Source organism: Lentzea sp. NBRC 102530 (assembly GCF_030269365.1).
Classification (GTDB): domain Bacteria; phylum Actinomycetota; class Actinomycetes; order Mycobacteriales; family Pseudonocardiaceae; genus Lentzea.
The window spans coordinates 135,862-148,268 of the sequence record NZ_BSTF01000013.1 but is presented as its reverse complement, the minus strand read 5'-3'; the positions used below and the strand labels follow the sequence as shown (position 1 = coordinate 148,268).

Here is a 12,407-nt window from a genome sequence, read left to right as displayed (position 1 = left end):
CGTAAAGCAACGCCCCAGGAGGACCAGGTGCGCTCGAGCAGCAACCCGGCTTTCCGTAACCTGCCGACAGGCGGCGGGTACGGAGGCTACGCAGGCTTTGGCCAGCCAGAACAGGCTGGCTACCAGCAGGCCCCGCCGCCGCTGACCAGCGAGCGGCCGATGACGATCGACGACGTCGTCACCAAGACCGCCATCACCCTCGGCGTGGTCGCCGTGGGCGCGGTCGCCACCTTCGTGACCGGCCTTTACGCCCTCGCGTTCCCCGCGGCGATCGTCGGCCTCGTGCTCGCGCTGATCATCATGTTCAAGCGCAACCCGAGCCCGCCGCTCGTGATCGCGTACGCCGTCGCGGAAGGCATCTTCCTCGGTGGCATCAGCTACATCATCGGCCGCGCGCTCGACAACGTGGTACCGGGCAACGGCATCGCGGTCATCGGCCAGGCCGTGATCGGCACGCTCGGCGTGTTCCTCGGCATGCTCGTGGTCTACAAGACCGGTGCTGTCCGCGTGACGCCGAAGTTCACCAAGTGGATCACCGGCGCCATCATCGGTGTCGGCGTCCTGATGCTGTTCAACTTCATCCTGAGCTTCTTCGGCTCCGGTGAAGGCCTCGGCATCCGCTCGGGCGGCCCGATCGCCATCATCTTCAGCCTCGTCTGCATCGGCCTCGCGGCGTTCAGCTTCCTGATCGACTTCGACGCCGCCGACCAGGCGATCCGCGCCGGCGTGCCGGCCAAGTACGCGTGGCAGATCGCGTTCGGTCTCACCGTCACCCTCGTGTGGCTGTACACCGAGATCCTGCGCCTGCTGTCGTACTTCAACTCGGACTGACGCTTCGGGTGTGCTGGAGGGGCGTTCCGCTGCGGCGGGGCGCCCCTCCGGTGTTTCAGGGGGACGGGGATGACGAACCACTTCGAGCGGGCGATGTGGCTGATGCGCCGCCGCGACCCGCAGGCCCGGGAGGACGGGTTCGGGCTGCTCCAGCCGCACGCGGCGGAGCACCTCGGCGAGTTGATCGCGGCTTTCCGGGCGGAGGAGGACCACGGCCTGCGGTGCTGGCTGCTTGAGCTGGTCGGTGACGCCCGGTCACCGGAGGCGTTGCCGATCCTGGTCGAACACCTCGGCCACGAGGACGAATCGTTCGCGAGCTGGGCCGTCACCGGTCTGCGGAAGCTCGACACCAAAGAGGCGCGCACCGCCCTCTATCGTCATCGCGCGAACAATGCGCACAACTGAGGGGGAATTGCGGTGGATTCGGCCTATCGGCTCGTCCAGGAACCGCCGTCAGTGGACGACTACCTGCGACTGCGTGCGGAATCCGGACTGAGTGCGCGCACCAGGCAGGAAGCCGAAAACGGCATCGACGGCGCGTGGGCCAGCGCAATCGTCATTCACGTGGAATCAGGTGAAACCGTCGGCATGGGCCGGGTGCTCAGCGACGGCGGCTGGTACTTCCACGTCATCGACATGGCGGTGCTGCCGGACCATCAACGCAAAGGCATCGGTGACGCGATCCTCACCGCGTTGGTCGAGCGCATCAAAGCGCACGCGCCCAACGCGTACGTCAACCTGCTGGCCGACCCGCCCGGCCGTCGTCTCTACGCACGACATGGGTTCGTGGAGAGCGCACCGGCGAGTATCGGCATGCGTCTGGCTTAGCGCGCGTCAGACGCGCCAGCGCACGTCCGGCAGTTCGGTGCCGACCTTGATCAGGCAGTCCACGCAGAGCGCACCCGCCTGGGCCCGCGAGACCCGTTCGTCCGGCACCGAATGGTCGCAAACCGCCTCGTAAAAGCTGCGCGGGCCTTCGGCTTGATCGAGGGAGAAAGCATGGCATTGCAGGTCGTATTCGCTTTGCCACCACACGTAGGGCATGTCCGACCCCTCCTTACTCATCGGTAGGGACGGACTTCCCCTCGCCAGATGACGCCATTGGGCGATGATTCATCTCATCGGCAGAAAGGGGGCTTGTGAGTAGCTCCGTTCGGGTGAAGCGGAGCTACTTGCAAGCGTCAATTTGCAGATCTTGGTGCGAAAGCGAGCAAACGCTCAGCTCAGCCGCTCGATGACCATCGCCATGCCCTGGCCGCCGCCGACGCACATCGTCTCCAGGCCGAACTGCTTGTCGTGGAACTGGAGCGAATTGATCAACGTCGTGGTGATGCGCGCGCCCGTCATGCCGAACGGGTGGCCGACGGCGATGGCGCCACCGTTGACGTTCAGGCGGTCCAGGTCGATGCCGAGGTCCTGGTAGGACGGGATGACCTGGGCGGCGAACGCCTCGTTGATCTCGACGAGGTCGATGTCGGAGATCGACAGGCCGGCCAGCGCGAGGGCGCGCTTCGACGCCTCGACCGGGCCGAGGCCCATGATCTCCGGCGACAGGCCCGAGACGCCGGTCGACACGATGCGGGCCAGCGGCGTGATGCCGAGCTGCTGGGCCTTGGTGTCGGACATGATCACGAGGGCCGCGGCGCCGTCGTTGAGCGGGCAGCAGTTGCCGGCGTTGATGCGGCCGTCGGGGCGGAAGACCGGCTTGAGCTGCGACACGGCCTCGTAGGTGACGCCGGCGCGCGGGCCGTCGTCAGCGGAGACGACGGTGCCGTCGGGCAGCTCGACCGGGGTGATCTCGCGGGCCCAGAAGCCGTCCGCGATCGCCTTCTCGGCGAGGTTCTGCGACCGGACGCCGAACTCGTCCATCTCCTGGCGCGAGACGCCCTTGAGCAGCGCCAGGTTCTCCGCGGTCTGGCCCATCGGGATGTAGACGTCCGGGACGACGTCCAGCGTGCGCGGGTCGACCCACTCGGAGGCGCCGGAAGCGGCGGTGGCGGCCGTGCGCGCCTCCGCCTCGCCGAACAGCGGGTTGTGCGTGTCCGGCCACGAGTCGGAGCTGCCCTTGGCGAACCGCGACACCGCCTCGACACCGGCCGAGATGAACACGTCGCCCTCGCCCGCCTTGATGGCGTGCAGCGCCATGCGGGTCGTCTGCAACGACGAGGCGCAGTACCGCGTCACGGTCGTGCCGGGCAGATTGTCGTAACCCAGCAGCACGGACACGATGCGCGCCATGTTGAAGCCCTGCTCGCCGCCGGGCAGGCCGCAGCCGAGCATCAGGTCGTCGATCTGCGCGGGGTCGAGCTGCGGCACCTTGTCCAGCGCCGCGCGGATCATCCGCGCCACCAGGTCGTCGGGACGGACGTCCTTCAGCGAACCCTTGCCCGCGCGTCCGATGGGGGAGCGGGCGGCGGAGACGATCACGGCCTCAGGCATCACGAAACTCCTCGTTGAGAGTCAAGGTTGCCGTCGAGCCTAGTTAACGCCCGCTCACCCCGGCCAGCGCGAGTGACGAGGATTCCGAAACTCATGCGTGCCGCTTCAGCAGCCACGACGGCACCCGTGACGGCCGCACGGCCAGAGCCGCCGCCGACCGCAACGGCAGCACCGGCGCGACCCAGCCCGGCTGCAGCCCTGCCACCTGGCACAACGGCGCCAGCAGCACACCCGCCGCGGCCTCGTATCCCACCGCGCTCGGGTGGAACCGGTCCGAGCTGAACATGTCGAGCCGCGCCGTGAACTCCGGTGCCAGCAGGTTCGCCAACGACACCGGCACGCCGCCCGCACGGCGCACCGCGACGGTCTGCATGGCCGCGAGCCGCCGGCTGTACTGGCGCCCGACCATCCGCAACGGCTGCGGGATCGGCCGCACGGTGCCCAGGTCGGGGCAGGTGCCGACGACGACGCCACAACCGACGGCGCGGAGCTTGCGCACCTGCTCGGCCAGCAACCGGGCCGACTCGCCGGTGCCCAGCCGCGACGTCACGTCGTTCGCGCCGATGATGATCAACGCGACCTGCGGGTCGTCCAGCACGGCCGCGTCGACCTGGGGCACCAGGTCACGGGTGGTGGAGCCGCTGACGGCGTACGTCGAGAGGCGCACCGGCCGTTCGGCCTCCTCGGCGAGCGCCTCGGCCAGCAACACACCCGGCATCTGCGAGGGATGGGTCACACCGACGCCCACCGCCATCGAGTCCCCGAGCACCGCGAACCGCAACGGGTCGCGGCCGTCGTCGAGGTACACGCCGTCGGGCGCCGGCCAGAGGTGTTCCAGCACCCCGATCGCCACCCGAGCACGTCTGCCCTGCTCGGTGAGCAGGCCGATGGCCGCACCCGACAGCCCTCCGAGCGTCGCGGCCGTCATGGCCACCGCCCGCAGCGTCCTCAGCCCGATCATCCGCACCACCTCTTCTCCAGTGGAATCGTCGGCACCGCCGTTCGAATTAACCTCCGCAGCCACTAGAGCTAGGCTTCGTTTCGCTATCTCGGAGAGTGGAACAGGGAGTGGATACCGGTGGAGTACGTCGAGCACGTCGTCGATCTGGTCGGCAACACGCCGCTGGTCAAGCTCAACTCCCTGACCTCGGGCATCAAGGCCACGGTGCTGGCCAAGGTCGAGTACCTGAACCCCGGCGGCAGCGTGAAGGACCGCATCGCGCTGCGCATGGTCGAGGCCGCTGAGCGCTCCGGCGCGCTCAAGCCCGGCGGCACGATCGTCGAGCCGACCTCGGGCAACACCGGCGTCGGCCTGGCGCTGGTGGCCCAGCGCAAGGGCTACAAGTGCGTCTTCGTGTGCCCGGACAAGGTCAGCGAGGACAAGCGCAACGTCCTCAAGGCCTACGGCGCCGAGGTCGTGGTGTGCCCGACGGCGGTCGCGCCCGAGCACCCCGACTCGTACTACAACGTCTCCGACCGGCTGGTTCGCGAGATCCCCGGCGCGTGGAAGCCCGACCAGTACTCCAACCCGGAGAACCCGGCGAGCCACTACCACCAGACCGGCCCCGAGATCTGGCGGCAGACCGAAGGAAAGATCACGCACTTCGTCGCGGGCGTCGGCACCGGCGGCACCATCTCCGGCACCGGCCGCTACCTCAAGGACATCTCCGAGGGCGCGGTGCAGGTCATCGGCGCCGACCCGGAGGGTTCGGTGTACTCCGGCGGCACCGGCCGCCCGTACCTGGTCGAGGGCGTCGGCGAGGACTTCTGGCCCGAGGCGTACGACAAGACCGTCGCCGACCAGATCATCGAGGTCTCCGACGCCGACTCGTTCGACATCACCCGCCGCCTCGCCCGGGAGGAAGGCCTGCTCGTCGGCGGTTCCTGCGGCATGGCGGCCGCCGCCGCGCTGCGCATCGCGAAGGACCTGCCGGAAGACGCCGTCGTGGTCGTGATCCTCCCCGACGGTGGCCGCGGCTACCTGTCCAAGGTCTTCAACGACCGGTGGATGGCGTCCTACGGCTTCCTGCCGCCCGACTCGACCGGCGCGACCGTCGGCGACGTGCTGCGCCGCAAGGGCGGCATGCTGCCCGACCTCGTGCACGCCCACCCGAACGAGACCGTCGGTGACGCCGTCGCGATCCTGCGCGAGTTCGGCGTCTCGCAGATGCCGATCGTCAACGCCGAGCCGCCGATCATGGCCGCCGAGGTCGCGGGCGCCGTCAACGAGCGCGACCTGCTCGACGCGCTGTTCGCCGGCAAGGCGCAGCTGGCCGACCGCCTGGACAAGCACATGTCGCCGCCGCTGCCCACGCTCGGCGCCGGCGAGCCGGTCGGCATCGCCATGAGCGCCCTCTCCCACGCCGACGCGGCCCTCGTCCTGGAGGACGGGAAGCCCGCCGGTGTCGTGACCCGACAGGACATTCTGGGGTTCTTGGCTGGTCGCTGAGCGTAGAACCCGGTGCGTCCGATAGCGTGACGCCCCAGATCAACACCTGTCTCACTCGTACACGGCCCAGCCAAGGGGGTTGGAAACCGGATGAACGCTCCGCAGCCGCCAGGAAATCCGTTCGGCGGTCAGCCGCAGGAGCCCAACGCGGACGCAACGCAGATCGTTCCGGGAGGTGGCCAGCCGGCAGCGGCGAACCCCAACCCGGACGCGACGCAGGTCGTCTCGCCAGGGCAGGCTCCCGCTGCACCGCAGCAGAACGCGGACGCCACCCAGGTCGTCAGCCCCGGGCAGGTGCCCCCGTCCTCGGGTGGCTTCCCTGCGCAGGGCCCCGGCTCCGGCGGTTTCCCGGCCCAGCAGCCGCCCGCTTACGGTGCTCCGCAGCAGCAGGCCTACGGCCAGCAGCCGCCGCAGCAGCCGTACGGCGCACCGCAGTCCAACCCGTACGGCCAGCCCGCGGCCGGTGCCTACGGCGCCCCGCAGCAGCCCTACGGCGCTCCGCAGTCGAACCCGTACGGCCAGCCGGCCGCGGGCGGCTACGGCGGCGCGCCCGCCGGCTACGGCCAGCCGGGCTACGGCATGGCTCCGATGCCGCCCACCGGCTACGCCGAGTGGGGCCCGCGCGCCATCGCCGGTCTGATCGACTACGTCGCCCCCGGCGTCGTGGCGGGCATCATCATCGCCATCTTCGCCGGCATCGGCGCCTCCACCGGTGACGCGTCCACGGGCGGCATGCTCGTGCTGATCGCGTACGTGGTCGGCTACGGCGGCCTGTTCGGCTTCTTCATCTGGAACACCGTCCTCAAGGGCGGCTCGACCGGACAGTCGATCGGCAAGAAGGTCGCCAAGATCAAGGTGATCAAGGAGGACACGCAGCAGCCGCCCGGCGGTGGCACCGCGTTCCTGCGCCTCCTGCTGAACTACGCGTTCGGCCTGCTCTGCGGCATCGGCTCGCTGATCAACTACCTGTCGCCGCTGTGGAACAAGCCGAAGAACGAGACCTACTCGGACAAGATCTGCGGCACGGTCGTCATCAACTGGCCGGACACCGCGGGCGGTGGCTACCCCGGTCAGGGCGGCTACGGCCAGCCGCAGACCGGTGGCTACCCGCAGCAGCCCTCGACCGGCGGCTACCCGCAGCAGCCCCAGCAGGGCGGCTACGGCCAGCCCCCGCAGCAGGGCTACGGCGGTCAGCAGCAGGGCTGGTAGGCCTTTCCGCGCAGCCCCTGGTCACCACTCGGTGGCCGGGGGCTGGTGCGTTTTCAGGGCGTTCACCTGGTGGACTGTGGGAATCGTCGGCCGGACGGGTGAGTACCCTTCGAACATGAGCACTCCGTACGGCTTCGCCACCAGGGCGATCCACGCCGGTCAGGACCCGGACCCGACCACGGGCGCGGTGAACGTCCCCATCTACGCGACGTCGACGTACGCGCAGGACGGCGTGGGCGGCCTCCGTGAGGGCTTCGAGTACTCGCGCACCGGCAACCCGACCCGCCGCGCCCTCGAGACGTGCCTCGCGTCCCTCGAACGCGGCACGTACGCCCGCGCGTTCTCCTCCGGCATGGGCGCGACCGACGCCGCGCTGCGCACGTTCCTCAAGCCCGGCGACCACATCGTCATCCCGAACGACGCCTACGGCGGCACGTTCCGCCTGATCGACAAGGTCTTCTCGCAGTGGGGCGTCACCCACTCCCCGGCGCCCGTCTCCGACATCGACGCGATCCGCGCGGCCGTCCGCCCCGAGACGAAGCTGATCTGGATCGAGACGCCGACCAACCCGCTGCTGAACATCGGCGACATCGCGGCCATCGCCTCGGTCGCCCACGAGTCCGGCGCTCGCCTGGTCGTCGACAACACCTTCGCCTCGCCCGCCCTGCAGACTCCGCTGGAGCTGGGCGCGGACGTCGTGCTGCACTCGACCACCAAGTACATCGGCGGCCACTCCGACGTGGTCGGCGGTGCCCTGATCACGTCCGACGCCGAGATCGACGCCGCGTTCGGGTTCCTGCAGAACGGTGCCGGCGCGGTGCCCGGACCGTTCGACGCCTACCTGACGTTGCGCGGCATCAAGACCCTCGAGCTGCGGATGGAGAAGCACTCCGACAACGCCGAGCTCGTGGCGGAGGCCCTGGTGCGGCACCCGCGGGTGAAGAAGGTCATCTACCCCGGTCTGGAGTCGCACCCCGGGCACGCGGTGGCGGCCAAGCAGATGCGCCGGTTCGGCGGGATGGTGTCGTTCCTGGTCGAGGGGGGCGAGGCGGCAGCGCTCGAGGTGTGCGCGCGGACGAAGCTGTTCACGCTGGCCGAGTCGCTCGGTGGCGTCGAGTCGCTGATCGAGCACCCCGGGAAGATGACGCACGCGTCCACGTCCGGGTCTCTGCTGGAGGTGCCGGCGGACCTGGTGCGCGTGTCCGTGGGCATCGAGTCCGGTGACGACCTGGTGGCGGACCTGCTGGCCGCGCTGGGCTGAGGTTCCTCGCGTACGCGAAAGGCCCCCTCACGCTGGTGAGGGGGCCTTCGTCGTTCGCTAAGGCTTCTTCGAGCCGAACCTGTCCACGTTCTCGGCCTCGGCCGTCGGCGCCGCCGGCAGGTCGGCGCCGTTGACACAGCCGCCGACGAACTGGATCGCGTCGCCGGTGCGGACGAAGCGGCCGGCCTCGTCACAGCCCGCGTGCGCCACCGTCAGGAACGCCGCGCCGGTCAGTGCCACTGCCGTGGTCACGGCTCCGACCAGCGGAATCACCGCGGCCACGCGTCGTGCGAATGCCATGCCACCTCCAGACGATGTGAGTCCCCCGTAAGGCAGCCTACCGGGGGATCGCCATCAGAGGTTGCCCCGTCGCTCCTGTTCGCGCTCGATCGCCTCGAAAAGTGCCTTGAAGTTGCCCTTGCCGAAGCCCAGCGAGCCGTGCCGCTCGATCATCTCGTAGAACACGGTCGGCCGGTCGCCGATCGGCTTCGTGAAGATCTGCAGCAGGTAGCCGTCCTCGTCGCGGTCGACCAGGATGCGGTGCTCCTTGAGGACCTCGATCGGCACGCGGACCTCGCCGATGCGCGCACGCAGTTCGGGGTCGTCGTAGTAGGAGTCCGGGGTTTCCAGGAACTCGACGCCCGCGTCGCGCATGGCCGTGACGGTCGCGATGATGTCGTTGGTGGCCAGCGCGATGTGCTGGACGCCCGCGCCCTCGTAGAACTCGAGGTACTCGTCGATCTGCGACTTCTTCTTCGCGATCGCCGGCTCGTTGAGCGGGAACTTGACGCGGTGGTTGCCGTTGGAGACGACCTTCGACATCAGCGCCGAGTAGTCCGTGGCGATGTCGTCGCCGATGAACTCCGCCATGTTCACGAAGCCCATGACGCGGTTGTACCAGTCGACCCAGTAGTCCATCTTGCCGAGCTCGACGTTGCCGACGCAGTGGTCGACGGCCTGGAACAGGCGCTTCGGGGCGCCTTCCGGACGCTTCACGGTCGAGCTGCGGGGGACGTAACCGGGCAGGTAGACGCCGTTGTACCGGGAGCGGTCCACGAGCGTGTGGCGGGTCTCGCCGTACGTCGCGATGGCCGCGAGACGCACCGTGCCGTGTTCGTCGGACACGTCGTGCGGCTCTTCCAGCACGGTCGCGCCCTGCTTGCGGGCGTGCTCGACGCACTGGTCGACGTTGCCGACCTCCAGCGCGAGGTCGACGACGCCGTCGCCGTGGCGGCGGTGGTGGTCGAGGAGTTCGGAACCGGGCGTGACGCCGCCGTGGATCACGAAGCGGGCCGAGCCCGACTTCAGCACGAACGACTTGTGGCTGCGCTGGCCGGTCTCGGGGCCCGCGTAGGCCACGAGCTCCATGCCGAACGCCACCTGGTAGAGCCACGCGGTCTGCGTGGCGTTGCCCGCGACGAACACCACGGCGTCCATGGCGCGCACGGGGAAGGGGTCCTTGGTCGCGTCGTAGTCGACCAACCCCACGAGCTGCCGGAGCTGGTCGTAGCTCACGTCGTCAAGCTGCTGCGTCATGCCGTTCAGCATGAATAGACCTAACAGGGTGAGCAACAGTCAGCGATTTCTCAGGGCAATTTGTATAGTGATCTGTGCACAACGACCAACAGAGTGAGCACTCTGACCAGCTCGTCGACGAACTGGACGCGAAGCTCCTCCTGCTCTTGACGGACGAGCCCCGCCTGGGCGTCCTCGAATGCTCGCGACGACTGGGGGTCGCGCGCGGAACCGTGCAGGCCCGACTGGATCGATTGACCGAACGCGGTGCGCTCACCGGGTTCCCGCCGGCGCTCGACCTCGGCGCGATGGGCTACGGGCTGACGGCGTTCGCGACGGTCGAGATCGCGCAGGGCCGGCGCGCGGAGGTGTGCGAGGGCCTGGCCGCGATCCCCGAGGTGTGCGAGGTGCACGCGACGACGGGCCAGGGCGACCTGTTCGTGCGGATGGTCGCGCGGTCGAACTCCGACCTGCAGCGCGTCGTCGATCACATCGTCGACGTTCCGCACGTCCGCCGTCTCTCGACGTCGATCGCGCTGTCGACGCCGGTGCCCCCACGCGTGCGACCGCTCCTGGAACGCGTGAAGGGCCGGCCACCGAAGTGACCGGCCCCTCGCACGTTGTGCGGCGTGACTACGCCGAGTACGGAACCGCGGAGATCAGCGTGACCTTCTGCTGCTTGCCGTTGGGCAGCTCGTAGGACACGGTCTCGCCGTCCTTCGCGCCGTTCAGCGCCTTGCCGAGCGGCGACAGCGGGGAGTAGACCTCCATCTCGCCGTGCGCGCCCTCTTCGCGGGTGGCGAGCAGGAACGTCTCCGACTCGTCGTCGCCCTCGTAGCGGATGGTGAGCACCGTGCCCGGCGCCGCGACACCCTTGGTGGTGGGAGCCTCGCCGACCTTCGCGGCCTGGAGCAGCTCGTGCAGCTGGCGGATGCGCGCCTCCTGCTTGCCCTGCTCCTCGCGTGCCGCGTGGTAGCCGCCGTTCTCGCGGAGGTCGCCCTCTTCGCGGCGAGCGTTGATCTCGGCAGCCATGACCGGGCGGTACGCGATCAGTTCGTCCAGCTCAGCCTTGAGCCGGTCGTAGGCCTCCTGGGTCAGCCAGGTCACCTGGGTGTCGCTCACGGTCACCAACTCCTCGTCTTGCTCTGGTGCACGCGTGTGCACCAGATAGTTCCCGGGCCGGGGCTCGGAACGGAAAAACACGGCCCACACCGGGGCCGTGCTTGAGCTGCAATAGTAACACGGAGACAACGTTCAGCGACGGCGATTTGTTCCCCATCTCGCCGTTTAAACCGCAGATCACCCGCTTGGCCGCTAGCTCGTGGACAAGTAGGCGGGAACCTGGTAGGAGCACCCGAACACTTCGCCGGTGACCGGCGGCTTCGAAGTGCGCAGAACTGTTGTCTCGACGACGACGTCATTTCCCGGCGGTACCAGAACTTCACGCCGACCTGCTTCGTCCCCGTCCTTGGATCGGGCCCGAATGATGCAGACGGCAGCGCGCTCCGGTTGATCGCGGGAAACCTCGAAACTGACCTTCACCTGGTCGTCGCCGAGGAGGATGAACGCGGTCTGCTTCGCCTCGATCGGTTTTGTGCCGAGATTTCGGTAACCGACGAAGGCGATGACGGCACCTACCGCCACCGCTACAGCGAGTAATGCCCAGCGAGCCCACTTCGAGAGCGGCTTGCGGCTCTGCCTGCTGTAGCGCCCCTCGGGGAGCACGCGCTGTGCCACTTGTCCGCGCCCTCCTCGGTCTCTGGGGAACAATGGTGCCCGACGTTCAGTTGATGAGTGTCGCAGGACCGTTCACACAGGAGGACCACGGGGGTCATGGCCGACAAGCTGCGCCTTATGGCAGTGCACGCACATCCCGACGACGAGTCGAGCAAGGGCGCGGCCTCGATGGCTCGCTACATCGCCGAAGGCCACGACGTGATGGTCGTGACCTGTACCGACGGCGGTGCGGGCAGCATTCTGAACCCGGCGATGGACAAGCCGGACGTGCTGGAGAACATCGTCGAGGTCCGCCGCGAGGAGATGGCCAACGCGGCCAAGATCCTCGGCATCCAGCACCGCTGGCTGGGCTTCAAGGACTCGGGCCTGCCCGAGGGAGACCCGCTCCCGCCGTTGCCCGAGGGCTGCTTCGCGCTCGTGCCGCTGGAGGAGTCGGTGCCGTCCCTGGTGGAGGCCATCCGCGACTTCCGCCCGCACGTCGTCGTCACCTACGACGAGAACGGCGGGTACCCGCACCCCGACCACATCCGCACGCACGAGATCTCGATGGCCGCCCTCGACGCGGCCGCCGACGCCTCGTACAAGCCGGAGCTCGGTGAGGCGTGGGAGACCCTGAAGGTCTACTACGGCCACGGCTTCTCGCGCGCCAAGATCGTCGCGTTCCACGAGGCGATGGAGGCCCGCGGCCTGGAGTCGCCGTACGGCGAGTGGCTCGCGAACTGGAGCACCGACCGCCCGGACGTCATGCAGCGCGTGACGACCCAGGTCGAGTGCGCCGACTACTTCGACGTGCGCGACGAGGCGTTGAAGGCGCACGCCACCCAGATCGACCCGACCAGCCGCTGGTTCGGGATCCCGATGGAACTGCAGCGCGAGATCTGGCCGACGGAGGAGTACGAGCTCGTCCGCTCGCAGGTCGACTCGACGCTGCCGGAAACCGACCTGTTCGCCGGAGTTAAGGTCTAG

15 protein-coding genes are annotated in these 12,407 nt (G+C 68.8%); 8 read left to right on the top strand and 7 right to left on the bottom strand.

From position 1 onward, the window contains the following. The first annotated feature begins 27 nt into the window (after positions 1 to 27). The 3 genes from QSK25_RS31340 (at position 28) to QSK25_RS31330 (ending at position 1,659) form a co-directional block, all read left to right on the top strand. Entirely contained in the window at positions 28 to 831 is an 804-nt protein-coding gene (locus QSK25_RS31340; RefSeq protein ID WP_285643578.1) for a Bax inhibitor-1/YccA family protein, read from the top strand. Between the two features lie 69 nt (positions 832 to 900). After that, positions 901 to 1,236, top strand: coding sequence for a HEAT repeat domain-containing protein (locus QSK25_RS31335; RefSeq protein WP_285643576.1), 336 nt, complete (start codon positions 901 to 903; stop codon positions 1,234 to 1,236). A 51-nt stretch (positions 1,237 to 1,287) separates the two neighbouring features. Continuing rightward, positions 1,288 to 1,659 carry a GNAT family N-acetyltransferase gene (locus QSK25_RS31330; RefSeq protein WP_285643575.1) on the top strand — a complete coding sequence of 124 codons (372 nt, stop codon included), beginning with the start codon at positions 1,288 to 1,290 and terminating at the stop codon, positions 1,657 to 1,659. 6 nt (positions 1,660 to 1,665) lie between these two features. Here QSK25_RS31330 and QSK25_RS31325 read toward each other — a convergent pair whose 3' ends face one another. The 3 genes from QSK25_RS31325 to QSK25_RS31315 form a co-directional block, all read right to left on the bottom strand. After that, complete coding sequence (locus QSK25_RS31325) at positions 1,666 to 1,875, bottom strand: hypothetical protein (protein ID WP_285643574.1); 210 nt, start codon at positions 1,873 to 1,875, stop codon at positions 1,666 to 1,668. A 174-nt stretch (positions 1,876 to 2,049) separates the two neighbouring features. Continuing rightward, positions 2,050 to 3,270 (bottom strand): acetyl-CoA C-acetyltransferase, encoded by a 1,221-nt coding sequence (locus QSK25_RS31320; protein ID WP_285643573.1) that lies wholly within the window; start codon positions 3,268 to 3,270, stop codon positions 2,050 to 2,052. Positions 3,271 to 3,361: 91 nt separating this feature from the next. Next, the gene (locus tag QSK25_RS31315) at positions 3,362 to 4,231 is read right to left on the bottom strand and encodes an SGNH/GDSL hydrolase family protein (RefSeq protein WP_285643571.1); all 870 of its coding nucleotides are present in this window, start codon (positions 4,229 to 4,231) and stop codon (positions 3,362 to 3,364) included. A gap of 117 nt (positions 4,232 to 4,348) precedes the next feature. Between QSK25_RS31315 and QSK25_RS31310 the strand changes: the two genes are divergently transcribed. From QSK25_RS31310 to QSK25_RS31300, 3 genes are all read left to right on the top strand, one after another. Further along, entirely contained in the window at positions 4,349 to 5,719 is a 1,371-nt protein-coding gene (locus QSK25_RS31310) for a cystathionine beta-synthase (RefSeq protein WP_285643569.1), read from the top strand. 90 nt (positions 5,720 to 5,809) lie between these two features. Then, complete coding sequence (locus QSK25_RS31305; protein WP_285643567.1) at positions 5,810 to 6,928, top strand: RDD family protein; 1,119 nt, start codon at positions 5,810 to 5,812, stop codon at positions 6,926 to 6,928. A gap of 115 nt (positions 6,929 to 7,043) precedes the next feature. Continuing rightward, complete coding sequence (locus tag QSK25_RS31300) at positions 7,044 to 8,189, top strand: cystathionine gamma-synthase (RefSeq protein ID WP_285643565.1); 1,146 nt, start codon at positions 7,044 to 7,046, stop codon at positions 8,187 to 8,189. A 57-nt stretch (positions 8,190 to 8,246) separates the two neighbouring features. On the opposite strand, the gene QSK25_RS31295 is transcribed toward QSK25_RS31300, so the two are convergent. Together QSK25_RS31295 and hppD are read right to left on the bottom strand one after the other, a co-directional pair. Next, positions 8,247 to 8,489 (bottom strand): hypothetical protein, encoded by a 243-nt coding sequence (locus QSK25_RS31295; RefSeq protein WP_285643564.1) that lies wholly within the window; start codon positions 8,487 to 8,489, stop codon positions 8,247 to 8,249. A 54-nt stretch (positions 8,490 to 8,543) separates the two neighbouring features. Further along, complete coding sequence (gene hppD, locus QSK25_RS31290) at positions 8,544 to 9,725, bottom strand: 4-hydroxyphenylpyruvate dioxygenase (protein ID WP_285643562.1); 1,182 nt, start codon at positions 9,723 to 9,725, stop codon at positions 8,544 to 8,546. Between the two features lie 74 nt (positions 9,726 to 9,799). On the opposite strand from hppD, the gene QSK25_RS31285 reads away from it, so the two are divergent. Next, positions 9,800 to 10,309 (top strand): Lrp/AsnC family transcriptional regulator, encoded by a 510-nt coding sequence (locus QSK25_RS31285; RefSeq protein WP_285643560.1) that lies wholly within the window; start codon positions 9,800 to 9,802, stop codon positions 10,307 to 10,309. Positions 10,310 to 10,337: 28 nt separating this feature from the next. On the opposite strand, the gene greA is transcribed toward QSK25_RS31285, so the two are convergent. Both greA and QSK25_RS31275 read right to left on the bottom strand, forming a co-directional pair. Next, the gene (greA, locus tag QSK25_RS31280) at positions 10,338 to 10,832 is read right to left on the bottom strand and encodes a transcription elongation factor GreA (RefSeq protein ID WP_285643559.1); all 495 of its coding nucleotides are present in this window, start codon (positions 10,830 to 10,832) and stop codon (positions 10,338 to 10,340) included. Positions 10,833 to 11,018: 186 nt separating this feature from the next. Continuing rightward, positions 11,019 to 11,441, bottom strand: a complete 423-nt coding sequence (locus tag QSK25_RS31275; protein WP_285643557.1) for a DUF4307 domain-containing protein — start codon at positions 11,439 to 11,441, stop codon at positions 11,019 to 11,021. 96 nt (positions 11,442 to 11,537) lie between these two features. On the opposite strand from QSK25_RS31275, the gene mca reads away from it, so the two are divergent. Further along, a complete protein-coding gene (gene mca, locus QSK25_RS31270; RefSeq protein WP_285643555.1) occupies positions 11,538 to 12,407 on the top strand; it encodes a mycothiol conjugate amidase Mca in 870 nt (289 codons plus the stop codon).

Coding starts and splice junctions, on each gene's coding strand:
- hppD (WP_285643562.1), bottom strand. CDS start 9,725: ATGACGCAGCAGCTTGACGACGTGAGCTACGACCAGCTCCGGCAGCTC.
- QSK25_RS31325 (WP_285643574.1), bottom strand. CDS start 1,875: ATGCCCTACGTGTGGTGGCAAAGCGAATACGACCTGCAATGCCATGCT.
- QSK25_RS31315 (WP_285643571.1), bottom strand. CDS start 4,231: ATGATCGGGCTGAGGACGCTGCGGGCGGTGGCCATGACGGCCGCGACG.
- QSK25_RS31305 (WP_285643567.1), top strand. CDS start 5,810: ATGAACGCTCCGCAGCCGCCAGGAAATCCGTTCGGCGGTCAGCCGCAG.
- QSK25_RS31300 (WP_285643565.1), top strand. CDS start 7,044: ATGAGCACTCCGTACGGCTTCGCCACCAGGGCGATCCACGCCGGTCAG.
- QSK25_RS31295 (WP_285643564.1), bottom strand. CDS start 8,489: ATGGCATTCGCACGACGCGTGGCCGCGGTGATTCCGCTGGTCGGAGCC.
- QSK25_RS31335 (WP_285643576.1), top strand. CDS start 901: ATGACGAACCACTTCGAGCGGGCGATGTGGCTGATGCGCCGCCGCGAC.
- mca (WP_285643555.1), top strand. CDS start 11,538: ATGGCCGACAAGCTGCGCCTTATGGCAGTGCACGCACATCCCGACGAC.
- QSK25_RS31320 (WP_285643573.1), bottom strand. CDS start 3,270: ATGCCTGAGGCCGTGATCGTCTCCGCCGCCCGCTCCCCCATCGGACGC.